General features: G+C 38.5%; 23 protein-coding genes. 7 read left to right on the top strand and 16 right to left on the bottom strand.

Features of this window, described 5'->3' with window-relative positions:
• Positions 1-14: 14 nt before the first annotated feature.
• Complete coding sequence (locus A7A69_RS00635) at positions 15-608, bottom strand: Maf family protein (RefSeq protein WP_152875961.1); 594 nt, start codon at positions 606-608, stop codon at positions 15-17.
• Positions 608-991: a DUF2237 family protein gene (locus A7A69_RS00630; RefSeq protein WP_120369178.1), complete on the bottom strand. Its 384-nt coding sequence runs from the start codon at positions 989-991 to the stop codon at positions 608-610. Before A7A69_RS00630 ends, A7A69_RS00635 begins: the two co-directional genes overlap by 1 nt.
• Positions 992-1,128: 137 nt before the next feature.
• Here A7A69_RS00630 and A7A69_RS00625 point away from each other — a divergent pair, with 137 nt between their 5' ends.
• The 4 genes from A7A69_RS00625 (at position 1,129) to A7A69_RS00610 (ending at position 4,843) form a co-directional block, all read left to right on the top strand.
• Positions 1,129-2,316, top strand: coding sequence for a phosphoglycerate kinase (locus tag A7A69_RS00625; protein WP_120369177.1), 1,188 nt, complete (start codon positions 1,129-1,131; stop codon positions 2,314-2,316).
• A 138-nt stretch (positions 2,317-2,454) separates the two neighbouring features.
• Positions 2,455-2,742, top strand: a complete 288-nt coding sequence (locus A7A69_RS00620; protein WP_151980688.1) for a hypothetical protein — start codon at positions 2,455-2,457, stop codon at positions 2,740-2,742.
• Positions 2,743-2,864: 122 nt separating this feature from the next.
• Positions 2,865-3,902, top strand: coding sequence for a class II fructose-bisphosphate aldolase (gene fba, locus A7A69_RS00615; RefSeq protein ID WP_120369175.1), 1,038 nt, complete (start codon positions 2,865-2,867; stop codon positions 3,900-3,902).
• A gap of 86 nt (positions 3,903-3,988) precedes the next feature.
• On the top strand, positions 3,989-4,843 hold the full coding sequence (locus A7A69_RS00610) for a DMT family transporter (RefSeq protein ID WP_152875960.1): 855 nt from the start codon (positions 3,989-3,991) through the stop codon (positions 4,841-4,843).
• Positions 4,844-5,327: 484 nt separating this feature from the next.
• Here the strand turns inward: A7A69_RS00610 and nfsB are convergent, their stop codons facing one another.
• Genes nfsB through A7A69_RS00585 form a run of 4 tightly spaced genes read right to left on the bottom strand, consistent with a single transcriptional unit; the run spans position 5,328 to position 7,802 of the window.
• On the bottom strand, positions 5,328-5,981 hold the full coding sequence (nfsB, locus tag A7A69_RS00600; RefSeq protein WP_152875959.1) for an oxygen-insensitive NAD(P)H nitroreductase: 654 nt from the start codon (positions 5,979-5,981) through the stop codon (positions 5,328-5,330).
• Positions 5,982-6,033: 52 nt separating this feature from the next.
• Complete coding sequence (locus A7A69_RS00595) at positions 6,034-6,495, bottom strand: super-infection exclusion protein B (protein ID WP_152875958.1); 462 nt, start codon at positions 6,493-6,495, stop codon at positions 6,034-6,036.
• Positions 6,496-6,554: 59 nt separating this feature from the next.
• Positions 6,555-7,274: a UDP-2,3-diacylglucosamine diphosphatase gene (locus A7A69_RS00590; protein ID WP_187349139.1), complete on the bottom strand. Its 720-nt coding sequence runs from the start codon at positions 7,272-7,274 to the stop codon at positions 6,555-6,557.
• An 18-nt stretch (positions 7,275-7,292) separates the two neighbouring features.
• Positions 7,293-7,802, bottom strand: a complete 510-nt coding sequence (locus A7A69_RS00585; protein ID WP_004987932.1) for a peptidylprolyl isomerase — start codon at positions 7,800-7,802, stop codon at positions 7,293-7,295.
• A 168-nt stretch (positions 7,803-7,970) separates the two neighbouring features.
• On the opposite strand from A7A69_RS00585, the gene A7A69_RS00580 reads away from it, so the two are divergent.
• Positions 7,971-9,698, top strand: coding sequence for a glutamine--tRNA ligase/YqeY domain fusion protein (locus tag A7A69_RS00580; RefSeq protein WP_120369170.1), 1,728 nt, complete (start codon positions 7,971-7,973; stop codon positions 9,696-9,698).
• 305 nt (positions 9,699-10,003) lie between these two features.
• Here A7A69_RS00580 and A7A69_RS00575 read toward each other — a convergent pair whose 3' ends face one another.
• Entirely contained in the window at positions 10,004-10,534 is a 531-nt protein-coding gene (locus A7A69_RS00575) for a lecithin retinol acyltransferase family protein (RefSeq protein ID WP_120369169.1), read from the bottom strand.
• Positions 10,535-10,702: 168 nt separating this feature from the next.
• Here A7A69_RS00575 and A7A69_RS00570 point away from each other — a divergent pair, with 168 nt between their 5' ends.
• Positions 10,703-11,470: a phosphodiester glycosidase family protein gene (locus A7A69_RS00570; protein WP_152875957.1), complete on the top strand. Its 768-nt coding sequence runs from the start codon at positions 10,703-10,705 to the stop codon at positions 11,468-11,470.
• Between the two features lie 28 nt (positions 11,471-11,498).
• Here A7A69_RS00570 and A7A69_RS00565 read toward each other — a convergent pair whose 3' ends face one another.
• The 5 genes from A7A69_RS00565 to putA all read right to left on the bottom strand — a co-directional run bounded on the left by A7A69_RS00565 (position 11,499) and on the right by putA (position 17,700).
• Complete coding sequence (locus A7A69_RS00565; protein ID WP_004924955.1) at positions 11,499-11,726, bottom strand: hypothetical protein; 228 nt, start codon at positions 11,724-11,726, stop codon at positions 11,499-11,501.
• A gap of 250 nt (positions 11,727-11,976) precedes the next feature.
• Complete coding sequence (gene trmA, locus A7A69_RS00560; RefSeq protein WP_152875956.1) at positions 11,977-13,062, bottom strand: tRNA (uridine(54)-C5)-methyltransferase TrmA; 1,086 nt, start codon at positions 13,060-13,062, stop codon at positions 11,977-11,979.
• Positions 13,063-13,158: 96 nt separating this feature from the next.
• Positions 13,159-13,479 carry a type II toxin-antitoxin system PemK/MazF family toxin gene (locus tag A7A69_RS00555; RefSeq protein WP_152875955.1) on the bottom strand — a complete coding sequence of 107 codons (321 nt, stop codon included), beginning with the start codon at positions 13,477-13,479 and terminating at the stop codon, positions 13,159-13,161.
• Entirely contained in the window at positions 13,479-13,760 is a 282-nt protein-coding gene (locus tag A7A69_RS00550) for a type II toxin-antitoxin system RelB/DinJ family antitoxin (RefSeq protein ID WP_120369165.1), read from the bottom strand. Before A7A69_RS00550 ends, A7A69_RS00555 begins: the two co-directional genes overlap by 1 nt.
• Positions 13,761-13,929: 169 nt before the next feature.
• The gene (gene putA / locus A7A69_RS00545; protein WP_152875954.1) at positions 13,930-17,700 is read right to left on the bottom strand and encodes a trifunctional transcriptional regulator/proline dehydrogenase/L-glutamate gamma-semialdehyde dehydrogenase; all 3,771 of its coding nucleotides are present in this window, start codon (positions 17,698-17,700) and stop codon (positions 13,930-13,932) included.
• Positions 17,701-17,834: 134 nt separating this feature from the next.
• Between putA and A7A69_RS00540 the strand changes: the two genes are divergently transcribed.
• Complete coding sequence (locus A7A69_RS00540; protein WP_120369163.1) at positions 17,835-18,323, top strand: Lrp/AsnC ligand binding domain-containing protein; 489 nt, start codon at positions 17,835-17,837, stop codon at positions 18,321-18,323.
• Positions 18,324-18,356: 33 nt separating this feature from the next.
• On the opposite strand, the gene putP is transcribed toward A7A69_RS00540, so the two are convergent.
• From putP to A7A69_RS00520, 4 genes are all read right to left on the bottom strand, one after another.
• Positions 18,357-19,850, bottom strand: coding sequence for a sodium/proline symporter PutP (putP, locus tag A7A69_RS00535; protein ID WP_152875953.1), 1,494 nt, complete (start codon positions 19,848-19,850; stop codon positions 18,357-18,359).
• A gap of 383 nt (positions 19,851-20,233) precedes the next feature.
• Positions 20,234-20,929 carry an SIR2 family NAD-dependent protein deacylase gene (locus A7A69_RS00530; protein ID WP_152875952.1) on the bottom strand — a complete coding sequence of 232 codons (696 nt, stop codon included), beginning with the start codon at positions 20,927-20,929 and terminating at the stop codon, positions 20,234-20,236.
• A 129-nt stretch (positions 20,930-21,058) separates the two neighbouring features.
• Entirely contained in the window at positions 21,059-22,354 is a 1,296-nt protein-coding gene (locus tag A7A69_RS00525) for an MFS transporter (RefSeq protein ID WP_120369160.1), read from the bottom strand.
• A gap of 362 nt (positions 22,355-22,716) precedes the next feature.
• Positions 22,717-23,634, bottom strand: coding sequence for an alpha/beta fold hydrolase (locus tag A7A69_RS00520; RefSeq protein WP_152875951.1), 918 nt, complete (start codon positions 23,632-23,634; stop codon positions 22,717-22,719).
• Positions 23,635-23,646: the final 12 nt, after the last annotated feature.

The raw sequence follows: 23,646 nt of genomic DNA, 5'->3' as shown, positions 1-23,646 counted from the left end.
CCTATTTCAATAAATTATGGAATTGTCAAACCGAGTTGACGAAGTAAATGGCAGACTTGAATTAATGGAAGCCCCATCAGTGTGGTTTGATCATTACCCGACATCGACTCAAACAAACTAATGCCTAAGCCTTCACAGCGAAAACTACCTGCACATTGTAAAGGTTGTTCAAGCGCAACATATCGCTCAATTTCAGCAAGATTCAGTTGACGAAATTTAACCTGATAATGTTCAACAAGTGTTTTTTCAAACCCACTGTGTAAATGCTGAATACTGAGTCCAGTACTAAAACATACGCTTTGACCAGAGTTCGCCATAAGCTGTGTAATGGCATTCTCAGTGGTTAAGGGTTTGCCAATAAAATCCTGTGGAGAATGAATGCGCCACGCGACTTGGTCAGAACCAATCACAATCGCATCTGGATATTGTTCTGCAATCACTTTAGCCTTTTCAAAAGCTAACCGCCTAGCGAGATCATCAGCATGTTTTTCACCTTGAACAGATTCATCAATATCTGGGGAAATACAGTGATAAACAATTCCAAGCCGATCCATTAGAGTTTTACGTGTTTGACTACTAGATGCCAATATAATATCAGGATGAATCATCAAACTGCGTATTCCATAAGAACATCAAGCGGTACATAGCTTAAAACAGACTGGTGGCAGGCTTGTAACTTGATTGGCGGCGCAAATCCTGCTTGATAGGCTTCAACCCAGCGCGTTACACAAATGCACCAAAAGTCACCCGGTTTAACGCCAGGAAAGTCTACTTCTGGAAGTGGTGTGATGAGATCATTCCCCACTTTTTGCGAATAGCTTAAAAACTCGGAAGTCATTTCAGCACATACAGTATGTTGACCAAGGTCGTTGACCGCGGTATGACAGAAGCCATTACGAAAATAACCTGTAATTGGGTCAAAACAACAGCTTGCTAATGGTTCGCCTAGTACGTTGAGGCGATTAATTTTTGGATCTGGATGAATAGACATAGGGACTTAGTCGTAAAACACTGAAACTATCATAATCAAAAGTTTAGCTTTCTACAGCTTTTCTACAAAAAAACTAACTTTTTTTAGTGTAATCATTTAAAATTGGCGCGTTTTTAAATCTATAAAGAGAGCAATACATGAATTTTCAGCGCATGACTGACCTAGATTTAGCAGGCAAACGTGTCCTTATTCGTGAAGATTTAAACGTGCCTGTTAAAAATGGGGAAATTACCAGCGATGCACGTTTACGTGCTGCATTGCCAACGATTCAGGCTGCTTTGGAAAAAGGCGCTGCGGTCATGGTGTTCTCTCATTTAGGCCGTCCAGTGGAAGGTGAACCAAAACCAGAACAATCACTTGCACCTGTTGCTGCATACTTAAGCAAAGCATTGGGTCAGGATGTAAAACTCTATACAGATTATCTGGATGGCGTTGAAGTTGCAGCTGGTCAGGTGGTTTTGCTTGAAAATGTACGTTTTAACCACGGCGAAAAGAAAAACAATGCTGAATTGGCACAAAAATACGCTGCGCTTTGCGATGTATTTGTGATGGATGCATTTGGTACGGCGCACCGTGCAGAAGCATCCACCGAAGGTGTAGCACGTTACGCAAAAGTAGCTGCGGCAGGGCCATTACTTGCTGCTGAATTAGACGCTTTAGGTCGTGCACTTCAAACACCTGAAAAGCCGATGGTTGCGATTGTTGCAGGTTCAAAAGTTTCAACCAAACTTGATGTCTTAACTTCACTTTCTGATATTTGCGGTCAATTGATTGTGGGTGGTGGTATTGCCAATACCTTCTTGGCAGCAGCAGGATTCAATGTTGGCAAATCACTTTGTGAAATTGATTTAATCGATACCGCAAAAGCAATTGCAGCCAAAGTATCCGTTCCACTTCCAACAGACGTTGTGGTTGCTGATGCAGCAGAAATTGATTTTGCTGACTTCCTTGGCTCATTAGCGAAAGCGAAAGCAGTCGTGAAGAAAGTTGAAGATATTGCAGACAATGACATGATTTTGGATGTTGGCCCTGAAACGGCAAAAGCCTTTGCAGAAATTATTAAATCATCTAAAACCATTCTTTGGAATGGTCCAGTAGGCGTGTTTGAAGTTGATCAATTCGGAGAAGGGACAAAAACACTGTCATTGGCAATTGCTGAATCTGAAGGATTCTCTATTGCGGGTGGTGGTGACACTTTAGCTGCAATTGATAAATATGAAGTTGCAGACAAAATTGGTTATATTTCCACAGGTGGCGGTGCTTTTCTTGAGTTTGTAGAAGGCAAAACACTTCCTGCGGTTGCAGTATTACTAGAACGTGCTTAAACGTCTCTAAATGTACTGTCATATATTTGAAACAGGTCGATTTATATCGGCCTGTTTTTTCATTATTGATTCATATAACTGTCACAAAGTTGCAATAAACTAAATCAAATTCAGTAATCAGAGTTTTAGGAAGACATGATGAAATTGAAATTTGCTTTGGCTGCTTTAGTGATGATCCCTTTAACCTTGACTGCCTGTGCTAAAAAAGATGATGCACCTGCATCTCATGAAGGTCAAACTACACCAGTTGAAGAAAAAGTAACTTCTGAACAACAAGCAGCAATTGATGCATTAGATAAACCTGTAATGGATGAGAAAAATACAGATATTCCTGAATCTGTCGCTAACGCTGCTGCTGATCCTGCAACACCTGCAACTGACGAAGAAGCCGCTACAATTGAACAGAAAAAAGGCGAAGCTCATTAAGTTGTGTAGGCTTTTGTTAAAAGTCCCTGCCAATGCAGGGATTTTTTTTGAATTACTGTGATTTGTTGCTGATTTGAAACAAATGACAAGGTAGAATATGTCGCACTACCTGGGAGGATATTATGGCACTTATTTCACTGCGCCAGCTCTTGGATCACGCCGCAGAACACAACTATGGCGTACCAGCGTTTAACGTAAACAATTTAGAACAAATGCGCGCAATCATGTTGGCCGCGGATGCAACCAATTCACCTGTAATTGTGCAAGCTTCGGCTGGTGCTCGTAAATATGCAGGTGCGCCATTTTTACGTCATCTTATTTTAGCTGCCGTTGAAGAATGGCCACATATTCCAGTGGTAATGCATCAGGATCATGGTACAAGCCCTGATGTCTGTCAGCGTTCAATCCAGTTGGGCTTTAGCTCAGTAATGATGGATGGATCATTGGCTGCTGATGGTAAAACACCAACAGATTATGACTATAACGTTGATGTCACTCGCCGTGTTGTACAATTAGCGCATGCGTGTGGTGTATCAGTCGAGGGTGAAATTGGCTGTTTAGGTAGCCTTGAAACTGGGTTGGCTGGTGAAGAAGATGGTGTGGGTGCAGAAGGTGTACTTGATCATTCTCAGCTTTTAACTTCAGTTGATGAAGCAAAGCAGTTTGTGTCTGATACCAACGTCGATGCTTTAGCGATTGCGGTTGGTACTTCTCACGGTGCGTACAAGTTTACGCGTCCGCCTACAGGCGACATTCTAGCGATTGACCGTATTAAAGAAATCCATGCCGCTTTGCCAAATACGCATTTGGTTATGCATGGCTCAAGCTCAGTACCTCAAGAATGGTTAAAAATCATTAATGAGCACGGTGGTAATATTGGTGAAACGTATGGTGTACCTGTTGATCAGCTTGTAGAAGCAATCAAGCACGGTGTACGTAAAATCAATATCGATACCGATTTACGTTTAGCTTCGACTGGTGCAATTCGTCGCTTTATGGCGGAAAATCCAGCTGAATTTGATCCACGTAAATACTTTGCTAAAACTGTTGATGCAATGAAACAAATTTGTATCGATCGTTACGAAGCATTTGGTACAGCGGGTAATGCCGATAAGATTCGCCCAATTTCTTTGGAAGTTATGGTTGATCGTTATAAATAATTGATCAGTTATTAATTCGATTCTGGAAAAGCCCATACGTTGGGCTTTTCTTTTATCAACAAAAAGATAAAAACCGCGAGAGCAAAATGGAATTGATTGTATTTTCAGCACTATGCAGTGTATCTGTTTCAATTTTACTGAAATGGCTAAAAGAAAAAGGTTTTGAGCCGATTCAAATGATTGTCTGGAACTACCTCAGTGCAAGTCTACTTTGCTTTTTCTGGTTTAAGCCTGATTTGAGTCATTTGTCTTTACAACGTACGCCGTGGTGGTTGGTGGTTATATTAGGTTTAGTCTTACCCAGTATCTTTCTATGTTTGGCAAAATCTCTACAATTTGCAGGAATTATAAAAACAGAACTTGCACAACGTTTATCTGTTGTATTGTCGTTATTGGCTGCATATTTTATTTTTCAAGAAAATTTTAATCATTTAAAAGTTGTGGGTATTGGTTTAGGTTTAGCCGCAGTTCTAAGTATTATTTTGGCAAAAGGGAAAACCCAAAATTCTAGTCATTATAATAAATCGATCATGGCTTTAATCGGCGTATGGTTAGGTTATGCGCTGGTCGATATTCTTCTTAAATATACCAGTAGTTTAGGTTTACAATTTTCAGTCACGCTAAATTTAATTTTTATTACATCATTTATTTTTTCATTTATTTATGTGGGTTTTATTTTAAAACAGCCATGGCTGACCAAGAATATAATGGCTGGTTTAGTCTTAGGTGTTTTAAACTTTAGTAATATTGCGCTATATGTTAAAGCACATATGTTGCTGAAAGATTCTCCTGCGATTGTTTTTGCTGGCATGAATATTTTAGTCGTAGTATTTGGTATTTTGAGTGGCATGATTCTATTTAGAGAAAAAACAAACTGGATGACAGTGCTAGGTTTGGTTTTAGGAATTGCTGGTGTGATTTGTTTAGCGCAAGCAATGTAATAATCTCATATTTTTCTTGCAAACCATTTCAAACAAATCCAATAGAAAAATGCAGGAACAATAGTCAGTAAAATGGTGGAAAAGTGACTATACATTTTCCACCATGGATCTGGAATGCTTGCTGCATGCAAAAAGTTGATAAATAAATAAAAAGGTGTAGCCACAACGAAAGCACTGATTAAGATTATCAATAAGTTTAAAATATAATAATGATTTAAAGTGACGGAAATCAAAAAAGCAATCGGTACGACGATAATACAATAAATGAAGTAAACAATTATTGTACCCATCAAAAAAAATCCAATATTTTGTAGTGTATATGGAGGGTTGGATAAAATTAAATAAATGAGCAGAAAAAACAAAAGTGGAATTGGGATAATTAAGATAGATTTTTTAATAATTTCAAGATTATATTTCATTATTATACATTTATTAAATGTCATCATCAGCGCTTATTAAGCCAATGATGACGGAATTATAAATATTAAAGCTGAGTAAAAATGACTTCATCACTTAAACGCGATTTTGGTAATTTGGCATTAAAGTCAGTTTCACTTCGATAACCCAAGGCAACGACCACTGAAGCACGAAAACCTTTTTCTGTTAAGCCAAACTCTTCATTTAGCACATCTTCATCAAACCCACCCATTGGGGTCGCATCAATGCCTTCAAGTCCCGCTGCGAGGAGTAACTGGCCGAGGGCAATAAAGGTTTGATTTTCCATCCAACCAAACAGATTTTTTTGTTCGTTACGATAAAAATCGACATAACCTGCACGTGTTTCACGTTGACCTTGTTTGGCTTTTTCGTCCTTAAAACGACCGTTGAGATCATCCTGCTCAAGCAGTTGTTCCAAATGCTCAGGTGTGGCATCAATACGGGTACAGAATATAATTGTGTGTGATGAATCTAAGACTTTAGGGGCATTGTAGGCGTATCGTCCAGTCATGGCCTTAGCAACGCGTTGCTTCGCTTCTGTGCTTTCAGCAATTAAAAAATGCCAAGGTTGAATATTTACGGAAGATGGAGTTAAGCGTAGAACTTCCAACAAACGCTCAAACTTTTCGCCAGATATTTTTTTTGATGGATCATAAGCTTTAGTGGTATAGCGACTTTTTGCAGTATCTAATAAGTTCATGATCAATATCTCTAAGGTGTAAGGGTGTATAATATCTTATAATAATTTAAATTTAATATAATGCGTTTGGATTTTGTACTAAATATTTTGATACAGAAGGGTGAATTCTAAATCGTTTTTTATTTCCTTCTATTTTACCAGTATTAAATATTAATTTTACAGACTCTAACCATGCAACTGCTTGATCGTTAGGATTTAATGCTTTTTCATCTGATTTGCTTTCAAGAAATAAAGATAAAATATTTTTTTCTTCGTAAGATAAGTTTTTGATTATATTTACAAACTCTTTTTCTTGATGAATTGAGTTAAATTTTTCTTTTGTGATTTGTTTTATTTTCATGATTACATCATAAATACAAATGGATAAACTCAATAAAAAAATAATAAATATAAAAGTAAAATATTCATGAATAAAATTTGTTAATTTCTCATCATTACCGAATGCTGATGCCACAAAGATGAGGCTAAGAAAAATTAAAAAGATAGCATTCGTTTTTTTATAAGAAATTTTCATTTTTCACAGGTCTGGTAAAATAACTCTTTAACTATAATAAGTTAAATGTAATATAGGATTCAAGCAATTACCCATTTTATAAAGTGTTGTTGTCCTTGATCATTAATTTCAAGAATCATGGCTTCTCCACTTTGTTCTCGCCAGTCACCTAAAACAATCCTGAGTTTCTCTTGCTTAGGATGAATTGCAGGGCGATGCGTATGTCCATGAATCAAATAATCCATATTTTCCAACGCATCGATGACCGCTTGATCATTCACATCCATGATTTCATAAGTTTTTTGTTGTTTATTTTCTCGACTTTTTTTGCGAAAGCCATTGGCGAGCTTTTGTCTAAAACTGAGCGGCGTTTTTTTTAAAAATGCAACCAAATAAGGATTGCGAATAATCTTTTTAAAGCGTTGATAGGCTACGTCATCGGTACATAAAGCATCACCGTGTTCGAGTCGATACTGCTGACCTGCAATTTCAAGCGTGTAAATATCTGGAAGTAAAATTCCATGAAATTGCTTTAAAAAGTCTTGACCTAAGGCAAAATCACGATTGCCTACTTGGAAATAAATTTGATTACCTGAAGCATCAAATTTTTTTAATGCATCAATAATTTCATCTAACCATGGGGCGGTAAAGTCATCACCAATCCAGGCATTAAACCAATCACCTAAAATATAGAGTTGGGTGTTTTTATACTGATAATGGCGTAACAAATCTAAAAACCCCCGAATCAATCGAGGGTGTTCAGGTGACAAATGTAAATCTGAGATAAACAGATAAGTCACAAAAGATTCCGTTTAAAATTATTCAGAAATAATTTTAGCAGATTCAATGACAACATTTTCTAAAGGAACATCAGCGTGATAGCCACGGTTACCTGTACGAACATTTTTAATGTCGCTTACCACATCCATTCCTTCAACAACTTTACCAAACACAGCATAACCCCAACCTTGAGCTGTTTTGCCTGTATGGTTAAGGAATGAGTTGTTTTTCACATTAATGAAGAATTGAGCAGATGCAGAGTGAGGTGCTTGGGTACGCGCCATCGCAATTGTACCTTCGTCATTGCTTAGACCGTTATCCGCTTCGTTTTCAATCGAGTCACGAGTGGCTTTTTCTTTGAAGTTTTCATCCATGCCGCCGCCTTGGATCATAAAACCATCAATCACACGATGGAAAATTACGCCATCATAGAAACCATCACGAACATATTCCAAGAAGTTAGCAACTGTTTTAGGCGCTTTTTCAGTGTTAAGCTCAAGAACAATACGACCTTTGTTGGTGTTTAATTCGACTTGAGGAAAACTCATTACATAATCTCCTAATCATGGACATGAAAGCCATGGGTTTTTTGGTTGAGAGAAGCATAAGCAAACTGTAAACTACATAGCAAGTAAAAAACGTAAATTTCTTTGTTAAAAAACAAAGATTGCGTTTCATTCAGCCAAATTTTAACGCTAAAGAAGTGAATTATTTATATGAAGCCAAATGATGTTGTTTCAACTCTGCCCAATTCTCCGACATCGAATACTCATGCATCTGTCGATTCTGCGCAGCAAGAACAACAGGCGGGCTTAGATTTTGTACGTCAGGTAATTACTGATGATTTAGCCAGTGGCAAAACTAAAACAGTGGTGACTCGTTTCCCGCCAGAGCCAAATGGTTATTTGCATATTGGCCATGTCAAAGCGATTTGTTTAAACTTTGGTGTTGCAGAAGAATTTGATGGTTATTGTAACCTGCGTTTTGACGATACCAATCCAGATGCAGAAGAACAAGAATATGTCGATGGTATTGAAAATGACGTTAAATGGCTTGGCTTTGAATGGCAAGGCGAGCCTCGTTATGCATCGGGATATTTTGATCAACTGTATGCTTGGGCGGTTCAACTGATTGAACAAGGCGATGCTTATGTTGATTTGCAAAGCCCTGAAGAAATTAAGCTGAATCGTGGTAATTTTGTTGAACCTGGCAAAAACTCTCCGTATCGCGATGCAAGCATTGCTGAAAACCTTGAGCGTTTTGAAAAGATGCGCAATGGCGAGTTTAAAGAAGGAGAAGCTGTTCTTCGCGCCAAGATTGATATGACAAGTACCAATGTACATATGCGCGATCCGATTTTGTATCGTGTCTTGCATTCTGAACATCACCAAACAGGTGATAAATGGAAAATGTACCCGATGTACGATTACGCACATCCATTGTCAGATGCAATTGAAGGAGTCACACATTCACTTTGTACATTAGAGTTTCAGGATCACCGTCCGTTTTATGACTGGGTGGTGGAAAAAGTGCATTCACAAGCTGTGCCACGTCAATACGAATCTTCACGTTTAAACATTGATTACACCATTACATCTAAGCGTAAATTACGCCGTTTGGTTGAAGGTGGTTATGTCAATGGTTGGAATGATCCACGTATGCCAACTGTGGTCGGAATGCGTCGTCGTGGCTTTACACCAGAAGGATTGCGTGATTTTAGTCGCCGTGTCGGTGTCTCTAAAACCGATGGTATTGTCGATGTTGCCATGCTTGAGTTTTGTATTCGCCAGTCTTTGGAAAATACCGCAGCGCGTGGTATGGCTGTGCTCAATCCACTTAAAGTCACCTTGACCAATTTGCCAGAAGAATTGGATTTAAAACATGCACGTCATCCAAATGTAGACATGGGTGAGCGTGTGATTCCTTTGACACGTGAAATCTATATTGACCGTAAAGATTTTGAAGAAGTGCCGCCAAAAGGCTTTAAGCGTTTGGTTCCAGAGGGTGAAGTGCGTTTACGTCATGCGTATGTCATTAAATGTGACGAAGTAATTAAGGATGCCAATGGTGAAGTGATTGAGCTGAAGTGTTCAATTGACCCAGAGACTTTAGGCAAAAATCCAGAGGGACGCAAAGTCAAAGGTGTGATCCATTGGGTATCTGCAAATCAGGGCATTCCTGCGGAAGTCCGTATTTATGAGCGTTTATTTACAGAAGCTGCCCCAGATGCGGATGATGACTTTTTGGCACACCTTAATCCTGAGTCTTTAAAAGTGGTACAGGCGTATATTGAGCCTGCGTTGGCTCAGGCTCATCCAGAAGATCGTTTCCAGTTCGAACGCGAAGGTTATTTCGTGGCTGATCAATACGATCATCGTTCAGAAAAACCTGTGTTTAACCGTATCTTGGATCTCAAAGACAGCTTCAAACCTGAGAAAAAATAAGGCAACGCCTTATTTTTTCGCAAGGCCCCGCAGGGTAATGCGATTAACGCCTTATTTTTTCGCAAGGCCCCGCAGGGAAATATGATTAACGCCTTATTTTTTCGCAAGGCCCCGCAGGGAAATGTGATTAATGCCTTATTTTTCGCAAGGCTCCAAAGCAGATGAACTTTAGTCTTTCATGACTTACGGTGATGTTAGTGCTAGATCGTGAAAAGTAATATTTATTTTTACAGCTTAATCAAGCCTCTACATGTAGAGGCTTTTTTATGATGTTCCAATGCGTATGATCAAATAATGAACTTTTTTTATTCTTTATGATCCTGTTTATAAAATAAATAGGTGGGCATTTGCATTTTGGCTTTATCACGCAATTTTTTCTTGATGTAAAGTACTAATGCAAAACATGTCGTTGCGATCGTAAGATAAAAACTATTCATATAACTCATAATTGAACTGATATAGCCCAGTGTTGTAAGTCGGTTCATCATTTTTACCACTTGAGGGCTATTTTCAACCCCTGTAATTGCCCAGCTACATAGATGTTCGCAATTGTTAATAATTAGGTGGTAATAGTTTTCATGCATCCGTGAGCGCATACGTCTTACGACTAAACGACCTTTATATTTGGGATTATGGTAATAACGTATATGAATTTTTTTGCCATGCGCAAAATTTTCGAGCGTAGTGATCTCAATGGGCTTCTTTTTAAAAAGATGTGCCAAACCTGAATAATGGATCACACGTCCACGACCCGCGTAGATACCATGATGGCTATAACCCAAATGTTTCACAATAAGATGAGAACCTATTGGAAATCGTTTGATTGAATGCTGCATATTCACCAGATCCAATAAAGTAGGCAACTGTATTGTATTGCGATGATACAGTCCTAATTATAGCGATTATTGTGTGAAAGTGTTCTATAAAAGTGCAAAAATACCAATATTCAGCCTATTTTGCTTGTTATCGTTTATAAATGATCGAGCAAGTAAAAGAGTAGCGATATGTCTATGTGGGTAAAAATATTAAAATCTACGGTTATTTTTTCAGGTTTATCGACTCTATTGGCTCAGTCAGCATTTGCAAATGACTTTATCAGTTATCAACGAATTCAACTTGCTCAAGGAGTTGATGCGGATGTTATACAGATCAAAAAATTATCCAGTCTTAAATTATTTTTAAATGATCAGTCACAAAAGCCCTTACTCAAATTCAAAAATATTCAAAAACAGCTTAACGCCTGCCAGACATTAGAATTTGCGATGAATGCAGGGATGTATCATTCAGATTATGCACCAGTTGGGCTGTATATAGAAAACGGCAAACAATTGACCACACTGAATGAGCAACAGGGTTTTGGAAACTTTTTTATGCAGCCCAATGGTGTACTGGCATGGAATCGACAGCATGCAGTCATTGAAACCACACAGGATTTTAAAAACAGCCACTTTAAAGCGAATTATGCGACTCAGTCTGGGCCGATGTTAGTGATAGATGGAATGATTAATTCGAAGTTTTTAGTAGACTCTAATTCTTTAAAAATTAGAAATGGTGTCGGTGTAAAAGATAATACGCTGTATTTTGTTATTACACGGAATCGCGTCAATTTCTATCAATTTGCGGCTTTCTTTAAAGATAAGCTGATGATAGACAATGCGCTTTATTTAGATGGTTCGATTTCAAGTTTATATTTTCCCAAAATTTATTGGGAAGATCAGCGTTATCAGTTAGGGCCGATGATCGCGTTACTTGATTCTGAGAGTTGTGGATAACAAAAAACCGCCTGATGGCGGTTTTATTTTACTGTACAGGGTGATGATTGATTTCATTCAACTCTTTGCGGCTGTACCCACGAGATACCAGTACTTTCTTTATACCTTTAATGATATCTTCATCAGTCGCTTTTGCTAACGCAGAGACTAACTGCTCGTTTGTTTTACATGAACAATCATTTTCAACACAAGCAATTTGGTTCTTATGCTCGTTGTTGATTTCATCTGCTGAAAACAGCTTTTGCCAAAAACTCATAGAGCCTTCACATTCAACCTAACATAGCTCGAAATATAGCCAAAATAAAATAAAATACAAGTCAACTAAAGTGATAAAAGCAACAAACAGACCCTAAATTTTCCGATCATAACACTCAGATTTAACGAAATTATGACAGGTTGAGGGACTTGATCTTTGATTTATATCATATTTTAAATTTAAATATTTATAAAGAATAAAGGGTTATGTCAGAACCCTTTGTTTTTAAAGTTACATTGCAATAATTTGTTTAAATTAATTCAAGTAATACACCAGATTCAACATGGTGAGTAAATGGAAACTGATCGAACAAAGCAAAGCGAGTAATACGGTGCGTTTTACTTAATGTTTTTAAGTTGTCATACAGTGTATCGGGGTTACAGGAAATATAAAGAATACGTTTAAATCCTGTCAAAAGTTTAAGAGTTTCATCATCAATCCCTGCGCGCGGAGGATCAACAAAGATCGTATCAAAGTCATAGCTTTGAATATCGATATTGGCTTCCTGTAATCGTCTAAACTCACGTTCGCCCTGATAAGCTTGTGTAAATTCTTCTGCTGATAGCCGTGCGATTTGAATATTTTCAATCTGATTTTGTTCGATATTCCACTGCGCAGCATATACTGAACTTTTGGCTAGTTCTGTAGCAAGCACTCGATGAAAATGTAATGACAATGGCAGGGTAAAGTTACCATTACCACAATACAGCTCCAGTAAATCCTGATTTGAACCCTGAATGACATCACATGCCCACGTTAGCATTTTCTGGCAGACGTGTGCATTAGGTTGGGTAAAACTACTTTCAATTTGTTTGTACTTAAAAGTACGACCATGCACATTAAGTTGCTCAACCACAAAGTCATCACCAATAATGACTTTTTGACCGCGGCTACGTCCCATAATTTTGATATTGAGTTTTTCTGCAAGCAATTTTGCCTGAGTTTCCCATTCAGCATCCAGTTTGCGATGGTAAATGAGGGTCACGAGCATTTCACCACTAAGTGTTGCCAGAAAATCAGCTTCAAAAATACGTTGTGATAAAACAGCGTTGGCTTTTAATTCTTGTAATAACTTTGGCATGAGTTCATTAATGCTTTTGTCTGCAATTGGGAACTCATCCACACGTACCACATCTTTTTGTTTACCGTCTTCAGCGCGTTCAAACATGGCATAGAATAAATCTTCATGGGTATGCCAAAGACGAAACTCTGCGCGCATACGATAATATTGCTCGGGAGATTCAAACACCTCAAGTTCAGGTGCGTTAAATTCGGCAAATTGCTGCTTGATTCGTTCGATTTTACTTTGAAGCTGTTGCTGATAATTTTGAGACATAAACAAAAAAATAACAAGATTAATCAAAGCGCAAATAGTAGCAAAAAAACCAATATACAGGGAGAAAACTTAGATGTAGTTCAGCGATGGATATTGTTAATTTTCTATCAGATGTTGAATTAATCGTTGATAATCATGTGCAGAAAGTTGACCGATATAGGTTAATTTTGTTTTATGAATCGGAAGTTGATAGGTTTGTACTGTATCAATCCACGATGGTTTAGTTAATCCGACAAGTTGCCAATCTTTAATTTCAACATATTTGCTTTTGATGAAGTCAGATTTGTTTTGATATTGGCTACTCAAACGAAAAACAATATAGTCCGAATCTGTTTGACGAATATATAAAATAGGGCGAGTTTTGCCATCGGCTAGATCAGTAAAGCCAACATAAGCCCAATAAAGTGCTTTTGACATTAATACCCGCCATCATCTTCTAAAAAATCGTTGGTCGATTGAGTATCTGACACTTTGACACTTGGAATATTATGGCTAAGTGCGATCAACTTTGCGGTATTTAAATCATCCTCACTGACTTCAGTACTTACAGGTATTTTTCCTGTACGTGCGATTTCTGCATAGACCATGCTTAATACAGTTGCAGGGGTAAGCCCAACTTTTGACATAATATATTCTGCCGACTCAGAAATGGCTTCATCAACTGTGTACTGGATTCTTTTTTTGATAAGTACAGACATAAGCGACCTCCGTTAAAATATGAAAATTAAAGCCATTTTATGCCATAAAATGGCATGTTGCAAATTTTAGCATTTGTTTTAGCTTACATGTTTATATTTTCTAAAATAAAAATGCCCCAAATGTTAAACATTTAGGGCATTTATACAAGGTGTTGATACAGCTCTGATTTTATTCAGACATAGTCATCAAGCTCGCATTACCACCAGCAGCAGCCGTATTCACGCTAATCGCATGTTCAATGACAAGCCGATCAAGGGGGATAACTTGTTCAGAGTTTTGCATATGGGTAATGCCTACAATTGCACCTTTACGTTTGGCAATTTGAGCTTGTAATGTTTGTAATTCCTCATTTGAACCATGATGAAGGACTGCATCAAAATCACCATGCTCGACATGACCAATTTCAAAGATCGCTTGACGAACTGCTGTTGGTAACTGCTGTGCAAATTTTTGCAAGAACATATGACCTTCAAGTAATGCAACCTGACTGTTGACTGAAAAAATTGCTAACATTTGATGAATCAAATCTAGTTCATTTTGTGCAAGTGCCAAGACACGTTTTCGAGGTAGCATCATATAGCGATTGGTTTCACCTGTCGGGCCTTGTAAGTCAAAAGCATGACCCACATTCATCGGAACGACATTTGGAAACTTTTGTTCTGGATAGTGCTGTTTCACCCATGCAAAAAATTCACGGAATAATGCTAACTGTGGTAATGGTTCAGCAATCTTTTCTGCCTTTACGCCAAATGGAGTCTGTAACGCTTTTTCCGAGCAATCTGCCATGAGGCGATAAAGATAAAGTGGACCACCCGCTTTTGGCCCTGTACCCGATAAACCTTCGCCACCAAAAGGTTGTACACCTACCACTGCACCGACGATATTACGGTTGATATATAAATTACCCACTTCTGCATTTTGCACCACAGTATTGATGGTTTCATCAATTCGCGTATGCAAGCCCATGGTGAGCCCATAACCTTTGGCATTAATACGTTCAAGTAGTTGTTGTACTTCGCCGTGTTTATACGTAATCACATGCAAAACAGGGCCAAATACTTCACGCTCAAGATCATCAAGATTTGGGAGTTCGATCAGTGTTGGAGCTACAAAAGTTCCCTGATTGAATTCAATTTGACTTGATATATCATTATTTAAAATAAGCTGATGTACTGGATAACCTTTGTTGCCCATTTTTTGAATATGCTGATCAATGGTTTGTTTCGCATCTAAATCAATCACTGGGCCAATATCTGTTTTTAAGATAAACGGATTGCCCATGATCAATTGTTGCATTGCACCTTTGAGCATGGTGACCAGCGTTTTGGCATTGTCCTCTTGTACACATAAAATACGTAGGGCAGAGCATCGTTGACCTGCGCTGTCAAAAGCTGAGTTGACTACATCAATGACTACTTGTTCAGTCAATGCTGATGAATCAACAATCATGGCATTTTGACCGCCAGTTTCCGCAATCAGCGGAATAGGTTGACCTGTTGGTGATAGGCGTTTAGCAACGGTTTTTTGTAAAATTTTGGCAACTTCAGTAGAACCTGTAAACATGATGCCTTGAATACGATCATCAGCGCTTAACTTAGCCCCAACAGTTTCACCACGACCTGGCATGAGTTGCAATACATCAGTCGGGATACCTGATTGATGTAAAATGTGAACTGCTTGCGCTGCAATGAGAGGTGTTTGTTCCGCAGGCTTCGCAATTACACAGTTTCCTGCAACTAAAGCTGCTGCAATTTGACCTGTAAAAATTGCCAACGGAAAGTTCCACGGGCTAATACACAATATTGTGCCCAAAGGCTGAATTTGAATATTGGGATTCAGACTTTCAATTTGGGTGGCATAATAACGTAGAAAATCAACCGCTTCACGGACTTCAGCAATTGCATTGGCATAGATTTTACCTGCTTCACGGCACAGTAAAACCATTAACTCCTGCATGCGTGATTCCATCAAATCGGCAGCTTTTTTCAGTGCCGCTGCACGTTGATTTTTATCTGTATTTGACCAATTTGATTGAGCTAGAACTGCCGAATTTAAAGCGACTTCAACATGCTCAAGCGTTGCTTCCTGAACATAACCGACAATATCACGATGTATGGCGGGATTTAATATAGGTTGAGGACTTAGCTCGATTTGTTCAACTTGATGCGAAAGTAATGGCTTACTTTCCCAAACTTTATTTTCAAGCTGCTGCGCGGTTTCATTTAACGCGGTCAAAGTTGCATCATTGGCAAGATCGAAACCTTTAGAATTTTGACGTAACTTGCCATACAAATCATGCGGTAATGGAATTGAAGGATGTTTTAAGCCAATCTGGCCTTCACGTGCTTCAATATGTTCAATTTCTTTAAATGGTGATTGAATCAAATCTTCTATTTTTAGATTTTGATCTGCAATACGGTTTACAAATGAAGTATTTGCACCATTTTCTAGTAAACGACGAACCAAATATGCAAGCAAAGTTTCATGGTTGCCTACAGGCGCATAGATTCGACATGGAATGCCCAGTTTTTTGTCACTACGTGAGCCAACAACTTGTTCGTATAAAGGTTCGCCCATACCATGCAAGCACTGAAATTCGTATTGACCCACATAATATTTACTTGGATCTGCCAGTTGATAAATGGTCGCAAGCGATTGTGCATTATGGGTGGCAAATTGCGGATAAATTTGCTCAGGTGCAGCCAGTAATTTTTTAGCACAAGCAATATAAGACAAATCAGTATGCACTTTACGAGTAAAGACAGGGTAGTCATCCATACCATCGATTTGAGCTTTCTTAATTTCGCTATCCCAATATGCACCTTTCACCAAACGAATCATCAAGCGTTTTTCGCTACGTTTAGCTAGATCAACGACATAATCGACCACATAGAAACAGCGTTTTTGATAGGCTTGAATCACAAAACCAATGCCTTTCCATCCCGAGAGTTCAGGCTCAAAGCAAAGACGCTCTAATAATTCCAGTGAAATTTCAAGACGATCTGCTTCTTCAGCATCAATGTTTAAACCAATGTCATATTTTTTTGCAAGTTGTGCCAGTTCTAATACTTTGCCATAGAGTTCATCATGCACACGAGCGATTTGTGAACGTTGATAACGCGGGTGTAGTGCAGAAAGTTTGATGGAAATACCAGGGCCATCATATACACCTTTACCATTGGAAGCTTTTCCAATGGCATGAATTGCCTGCGTATAATCTTTAAAATAGCGCTCGGCGTCATGTTCAGTGAGTGCGGCTTCACCCAACATATCGTATGAATAACGAAAACCTTTATCTTCAAGCGATTTGGCATTGGATAAGGCTTCTTCGATAGTTTCACCTGTGACAAACTGTTCGCCCATCATCCGCATGGCAACGTCCACAGCTTTACGGATCACACCACGACCACTACGCGCAAGAATTGAGGTGAGTAAACCAGACAAGCTCCCTTGTTTCGGCGTTTCCATGAGTTTGCCTGTGAGCATTAAACCCCACGCTGCGGCGTTGACAAACATCAGGCTGCTTTGACCAACATGGTCTTTCCAGTTGCCTTGATTGATTTTGTCACGAATGAGTAAGTCGCGTGTTGCGGCATCAGGAATGCGTAACAAAGCCTCAGCCAAACACATGAGGGCGATGCCTTCCTGAGAAGAAAGCGAGAATTCTTGTAATAAACCTTGAACGATACCTGCTTTGCCTGAGGAAGTCTTGCGTTCACGTAAAGCATTGGCCAAATCGAACGCCAACTCGTAAATTTTATGGTCCAGTTCATCTGAAATAGCTGCCGCTTTAAATAGCGTTTCTACAGCTTCAGGTTCAGGACGACGCCATGCAGTATTAATCTGTTCTTCTATTTCACTTTTTTCTTTAAATTCAGTGATATATCCGAAATGAGGTTTTGCAGTGTCCATATTAGGGTCGGTATCCATGATGTTCATGTCAAATTCCAATGACGATCTCACTCCAATATTGTGAGATAGGTTTAGATAATTTATCATTGCAAAATAATTACCGAATAACTCACTATAATATTGCTATTTTTTAGTGAAATATCTTGTCTTGAGGAGGGTTTATGTCGCTGGATCGCGTGGATTTGAAAATTCTTGATATTCTTCAAGAAGATGGAAAAATTTCTAATACAAAACTGGCTGAAATGGTCAATCTTTCTGCAACGGCGGTTATGGCACGGGTGCAAAAACTGACCAAAGAAGAATTTATCATTGGTTATGAGGCAAAACTCAATCCAGAGAGGCTCAATGCAAGCTTTCTCGTGTTTGTAGAAATTTTACTGGATAAAACAACTTCCAATGGCTTAAACGAATTTATTGAAGCCGTATTGGAATATCCTGAAATTGTGGAATGTCATATGACCAGTGGTGGTTTTGATTTTTTGATGAAAGTCCGTAGTGCCAACATGGATGAATATCGAAAGTTCGCAGGAGAAACACTGTGGCAGTTACCAGGGGTGAAGGAAACTCGCAGTTATCCTGTAATGCAAGTCGTCAAAGAAACCTCTAAAATCAAATTGCCCAAACGCAATATAAAAAAAGGGACTGTCTAAAGTCCCTTGATTTTAATATAAAAAATTTAAAGATTATGTGGATTCATGGTACAGACGATCTGCTTCTTCAAAGCGGTCAGTGACTTCTTTGCCAGGTTGTTTACCTAACAAGCTCACCACGACAATCGTAATCATTGCTAAAATGAATCCAGGTATAATTTCGTAAATACCGGTTGAAGCAAATAGATTTTTCCAGCCAATAACCACAACAGCACCAACGATCATGCCAGCTAAAGCGCCGTTTAAAGTCATGCGTTTCCAGAACAATGACAAGATAATCAATGGGCCAAATGCAGCACCAAAACCAGCCCATGCATAAGCCACTAAACCGAGAACTTTACTTTCAGGGTTACTTGCCAAAATAATGGCAAACACTGAAATCGCCAGAACCATCAAACGACCGACCCAAACCAATTCTTTTTGAGAGGCATTTTTACGCAAGAAAGCTTTGTAAAAATCTTCGGTTAGGGTGCTTGAACACACCAAAAGTTGACAACTTAGCGTACTCATGACCGCAGATAAAATACCTGCCATGATAATGCCTGCGACCCACGGATTAAATAAAATCTGTGCTAGCTCCATAAATACAAGTTCTGAGTTTTTGCCGACATTGCCTGCAAGCTCTGGATGGGCCTGAAAAAAAGCGATTCCAAAGAAGCCTGCACCAACTGCACCACCTAGACATAAAATCATCCAAGACATGCCGATACGGCGTGCCGCTGGAATAGATTTCACCGAGTCTGCTGCCATAAAGCGAACCAGAATATGTGGTTGACCAAAATAGCCTAAGCCCCAAGCAGTTGCAGAAATGATGGCAATAAAACTCACCCCTGAAACCATGTTAAAAGCATGAGGACGAGCGGCATCAATCAACTGAGCAACATGTTGCTGACCATCACCAATAGCGAGATAAGCAAAAATAGGAGTGAGCATCAATGCAAAAAACATCATGCCAGCCTGAAAAGTATCCGTCCAGCTAATCGCCAGAAAGCCACCAATACAGACATAGCTGATTGTTGCAATCGCACTGACCCACAAAGCGGTGTGATAATCCATACCAAAAATGGTTTCAAATAAACGCGCACCTGCAACCATGCCTGAAGCACAGTAAATTGAAAAGAAAATCAAAATGATGAGAGCAGAAGAGACACGTAATAATTTTTTGGTGTCATTGAAACGATTGGTAAAATAATCTGGGAGAGTCAATGAATTGAATTGAACTTCTGTGTGTACACGTAAGCGACCCGCGACAAATAACCAGTTGAGCCATGCACCAATAATTAAACCAATGGCGATCCAAGCTTCTGAAAGTCCAGACAGGTAAATCGCGCCTGGTAAACCCATGAGTAACCAGCCACTCATATCTGACGCGCCAGCTGATAATGCAGTAACGAAGCTACCGAGGCTTCGACCACCTAAAATATAATCTGAAAAGTCTCTTGTTGCTCTGTAAGCATAGAGACCAATACAGACCATTGCCACGATGTAGAATATAAACGTGATAATGGTTGGATTGATAGAATTCATGTGTGGGGACCTATCCTTATGTGCATTTACGCGAGTAATCAACCAGTCCGATCAAAAAATTTGGTTGCCTAAAAATAAGGCGTTGATTCAAACATGGATGCCAAAATAATAACTGTTAATTTTAAGTATATTTTATGTAATTTTGTGTAAAAATAACTTGTCTAAATTTTTTGTTTAATATCTTTTAAATTTCAATATATTAGAAAATTTTTCTTGATTGTGTTTTAAGAATAGATGATCAATTAAGCAGAGATAGTATAAATTTCCATCATTGTGCCGATAATATGAACGATAATGTTATTTTGTATTGCTGAAATAATAGTCAAAAGGTGTATGAAAATTGAAAATAGAAGGTAATTTTCATTAAAAAAAAGAAATTAACCCTATTTGAGTTGATCATAAAGTTGTTTCATTCCCGCAGATGCAGTTTTTGCAATTAAATGATACTGAGATGGCACTCTCGAATAATCAGCTTTGGGATCAATATAAAATGCTTCACAGTTGGTTGGAATTTCATGAATGAGACCTGCCACAGGATAAACACTTAAAGTCGAACCAATCACAATAAAAATATTAGCGTCTTGTAAACTTTGAATCGCATCCTCATAAGCGGGAACAGCTTCACCAAACCACACAACATGAGGGCGAAGCGGATAACCTTCAGGGCATTGATCGCGCTGTAAATCAAGTTGCCAACCTTCAATTGGATAATAATCTTGAGTAAATTGTGCTGTTGGCCCAGAACTTTTTGCTAAACGAATATTGCCATGTAAATGTAGTACATTTCTTGAGCCTGCACGTTCATGTAAATCATCAATATTCTGTGTAATGACCTGAACATGATAATACTGTTCAAGTTGGGCAATATATAGATGTGCCGTATTAGGTTCGGCATCTAAAATACTTTTACGTCGTTCATTATAAAAGCGCTGGACGATTTCAGGATGACGTTGCCATGCTTCAGGTGTTGCAACATCTTCAATCCGATAATTTTCCCAAAGTCCATTACTGTCACGAAAGGTGCTAATGCCACTTTCTGCACTCATGCCTGCGCCAGAGAAAACGACCAATTTTTTCATATTTCTTTCCTCTGTATCCACATTGAATTGGAATATATAAAGGTATAAAGAAGAAGATGAATATTCAAGTCAGATTTTATGCAGAAAAAATCCGCCAATAAGGCGGATTTTAGTCACCTACTTAATCACTTATTTGTCATGATGTAAATATTCAGGTTCTTTTGGAAGTCTAAAACTACAGAAGAAACAGATGATTAGCATTACAATGACATAAATGAAAAATTCATTTTCAACACCAGCCTGTTTAAACTGTAAGGCAACGGCAGGTGCTGAACCACCAAAGATCGCATTAGCCACGGCATAAGAGAAACCAACACCTAGCGCACGTACATGAGGAGGGAACATTTCAGCTTTAATCAAACCACTGATGGAGGTATAGAAACTCAAGAACATCATTAGGAAGATGAGTAGCAAAGTCACGATTACAGGTGAATAACTAAAATGGCGCATCGCAATGACCATGACAGGATAGATCAAAATTGCACTGCCCGCACTAAAAGCCAACATCGATGCACGGCGGCCAATTCGATCTGAAATCATACCAAATACAGGCTGGGCAATCATGTAGACAAACAGTGCACAGGTCATCATGTAGCCAACAGTCTTACCATCAATTCCTAAACTGGTAATATAAGTTTTTGAATAAACAGTCAGAACATAGAAGGTGAGTGAACCTGCTGAAGTATAGCCAACAACAAGTAAAAACGTACCCCAGTGCTTTTTGAAAAGCTCGCGCAAAGAACCTGATTCTTTCTTTTCACTGTCTTCATGGGAAAGCGTTTCTTCAAGTTTACTTCGAGCTAATAAAGAAATAATGGCGGCAATACCACCGATCACAAAAGGAATACGCCATCCACCATCCATGAGTTGTTGCTCACTCATAAACGCAAGTAAAATTACGCCTACTAAACTGGCAAGTAATTGACCACCTGAAAGGGTCACGTACTGAAAAGATGCAAAAAACCCACGCTGACCTTTAAGTGCAATTTCACTCATATAAGTGGCAACGGCTCCATACTCACCACCAACGGATAAGCCTTGTAACAATCGAACCAACAGTAATAAGAATGGTGCGATCATACCAACCTGCTCGTAGGTGGGTAGTAATGCAAATAGAAATGAACTGATTGCCATGAGAGCAATCGAAATAACCATAGACTGCTTTCGACCATGTTTATCTGCAATTCGACCAAATAACCAGCTACCGATTGGTCGCATAAAGAAACTTGCGGCGAATACACCCCATACGTAAATGCCTTGCGCAGTGGAGCTCATGTCTGGTGCTGTTAATGCATGCTGGAAATACATGGCAAATACAGCGTAGATATAAAAATCGAACCATTCAACTAAATTACCAGAGGATGCACCAACAATCCCTAAAACGCGTTTTTTCTTCTCTTCTTTGGTATAAACGACTTCGCTCATATAAATATCCTATGTCCATTTATTCCTAATATCATTTACTTTGTAAACAAAGCTTCTGCCCTAAAAAATAAAAATATATATAGATAGCTATTTAAGAATACTCCTGTTACAGAGTTGCAATCCATAGTAATAAATTACAATTTAAATGGATTCAAAATAAAACGGGGTGGTTGTTGTAAAAATAGTCAATAAAAAACAAAATCTTAAGTTAATTTATGAATTTTCTTTAATCACAAATTATTTGAATAATAAAGCATCGTGTTGAATGTTTAGCTTAGAATTAACTAAAGGTAAAGCTTTGTATAAATGATTTGGATGAGACTCTGAATACATCGATTTAGATTTTAATCGGCATCGCTTTTTTAAGAGGTTTCCAGTCTATTCAGAAAGTTACGGATTTCCTGACTGAATTTTTTAGGTTCAGTAAGTAAGGGCGTATGACCCGAACGTTTAAAATAAACGGGGCGAGATTTTTTAACGCTTTTGGCAATGATCGTTTGACCAGTCTCAGGATACAGACTAGAGTTTTGACCAATAAAAAATGTGGTTGGGCAATCAAGTCGGGCAAGTGCCTGACGATAATCCTCTTGGTGATTCAGATAATTTTTTACATACCAGTGTAAATAATCAATGCGCTGAATTGGCAGTAGATACTTTTGTAAAGGTGGCTTGTTTAAGGCAACTTTAAAGACAATCGGGCTGTATTTATTGCTACTTTGCAGTTCAATAAATTTTGACCAGAGCTGAACCAATTGCTGACGATGCGCAAAAGGCAGATCATTTAAATAAATCGCATCTGGATAGTGATTTAGCAAGTCATTTAAGGCACTCAATAATGATTTAAAATTATCATGTCTTGATCCAAAAAGACCAAATTGCCAAGATTCGTCAACTGCAATTTTGGGTGTTTGATCAATATGTAAATACGCTTTCAAATGCTGTGCCAGATTGCCATGTTGCATACCATGCATGGCTGTGGTTGCGCCCATGGAGTATCCAATTAAAATGAAATGTTGAAGATTTAATTGTTCTATTAATGCTTCAATATCTCGCCAATGACTGGAAATAGCATCAAGATTTTGTGGAATAGCACAATTTTTAGAGCGTCCGAAACCACGCCAGTCAGGAATAATAAATTCGTATTTATTTAAATTGGTGAAAATAAAAGGCAGCCACTGCCAACTGACCATGCCAAGCCCAGATAATACCAAAACAGGTTCTCCACGCCCAATACGGCGCACGAATAACTGTTCCTGATCAGGCATGGTGTAAAAAGGCATATTGCATTCCTC

It is taken from the genome of Acinetobacter guerrae (assembly GCF_009372255.1).
GTDB lineage: Bacteria > Pseudomonadota > Gammaproteobacteria > Pseudomonadales > Moraxellaceae > Acinetobacter > Acinetobacter guerrae.
Note: the sequence above shows the minus strand (reverse complement) of the source record. Positions and strands in the feature narration are given on the sequence as shown.

Excerpts from the sequence above, each read along its gene's own strand:
- trmA (WP_152875956.1), bottom strand. The coding sequence starts at position 13,062 with ATGTCTCAAAATTATCAGCAACAGCTTCAAAGTAAAATCGAACGAATC.
- A7A69_RS00610 (WP_152875960.1), top strand. The coding sequence starts at position 3,989 with ATGGAATTGATTGTATTTTCAGCACTATGCAGTGTATCTGTTTCAATT.
- A7A69_RS00550 (WP_120369165.1), bottom strand. The coding sequence starts at position 13,760 with ATGTCTGTACTTATCAAAAAAAGAATCCAGTACACAGTTGATGAAGCC.
- A7A69_RS00555 (WP_152875955.1), bottom strand. The coding sequence starts at position 13,479 with ATGTCAAAAGCACTTTATTGGGCTTATGTTGGCTTTACTGATCTAGCC.
- putP (WP_152875953.1), bottom strand. The coding sequence starts at position 19,850 with ATGAATTCTATCAATCCAACCATTATCACGTTTATATTCTACATCGTG.
- A7A69_RS00620 (WP_151980688.1), top strand. The coding sequence starts at position 2,455 with ATGAAATTGAAATTTGCTTTGGCTGCTTTAGTGATGATCCCTTTAACC.
- fba (WP_120369175.1), top strand. The coding sequence starts at position 2,865 with ATGGCACTTATTTCACTGCGCCAGCTCTTGGATCACGCCGCAGAACAC.
- A7A69_RS00635 (WP_152875961.1), bottom strand. The coding sequence starts at position 608 with ATGATTCATCCTGATATTATATTGGCATCTAGTAGTCAAACACGTAAA.
- A7A69_RS00530 (WP_152875952.1), bottom strand. The coding sequence starts at position 20,929 with ATGAAAAAATTGGTCGTTTTCTCTGGCGCAGGCATGAGTGCAGAAAGT.
- A7A69_RS00625 (WP_120369177.1), top strand. The coding sequence starts at position 1,129 with ATGAATTTTCAGCGCATGACTGACCTAGATTTAGCAGGCAAACGTGTC.
- A7A69_RS00565 (WP_004924955.1), bottom strand. The coding sequence starts at position 11,726 with ATGAGTTTTTGGCAAAAGCTGTTTTCAGCAGATGAAATCAACAACGAG.
- A7A69_RS00580 (WP_120369170.1), top strand. The coding sequence starts at position 7,971 with ATGAAGCCAAATGATGTTGTTTCAACTCTGCCCAATTCTCCGACATCG.
- A7A69_RS00525 (WP_120369160.1), bottom strand. The coding sequence starts at position 22,354 with ATGAGCGAAGTCGTTTATACCAAAGAAGAGAAGAAAAAACGCGTTTTA.
- A7A69_RS00595 (WP_152875958.1), bottom strand. The coding sequence starts at position 6,495 with ATGAAAATTTCTTATAAAAAAACGAATGCTATCTTTTTAATTTTTCTT.
- A7A69_RS00570 (WP_152875957.1), top strand. The coding sequence starts at position 10,703 with ATGTCTATGTGGGTAAAAATATTAAAATCTACGGTTATTTTTTCAGGT.
- A7A69_RS00585 (WP_004987932.1), bottom strand. The coding sequence starts at position 7,802 with ATGAGTTTTCCTCAAGTCGAATTAAACACCAACAAAGGTCGTATTGTT.
- A7A69_RS00575 (WP_120369169.1), bottom strand. The coding sequence starts at position 10,534 with ATGCAGCATTCAATCAAACGATTTCCAATAGGTTCTCATCTTATTGTG.
- A7A69_RS00520 (WP_152875951.1), bottom strand. The coding sequence starts at position 23,634 with ATGCCTTTTTACACCATGCCTGATCAGGAACAGTTATTCGTGCGCCGT.
- putA (WP_152875954.1), bottom strand. The coding sequence starts at position 17,700 with ATGAACATCATGGATACCGACCCTAATATGGACACTGCAAAACCTCAT.
- A7A69_RS00540 (WP_120369163.1), top strand. The coding sequence starts at position 17,835 with ATGTCGCTGGATCGCGTGGATTTGAAAATTCTTGATATTCTTCAAGAA.
- nfsB (WP_152875959.1), bottom strand. The coding sequence starts at position 5,981 with ATGAACTTATTAGATACTGCAAAAAGTCGCTATACCACTAAAGCTTAT.
- A7A69_RS00630 (WP_120369178.1), bottom strand. The coding sequence starts at position 991 with ATGTCTATTCATCCAGATCCAAAAATTAATCGCCTCAACGTACTAGGC.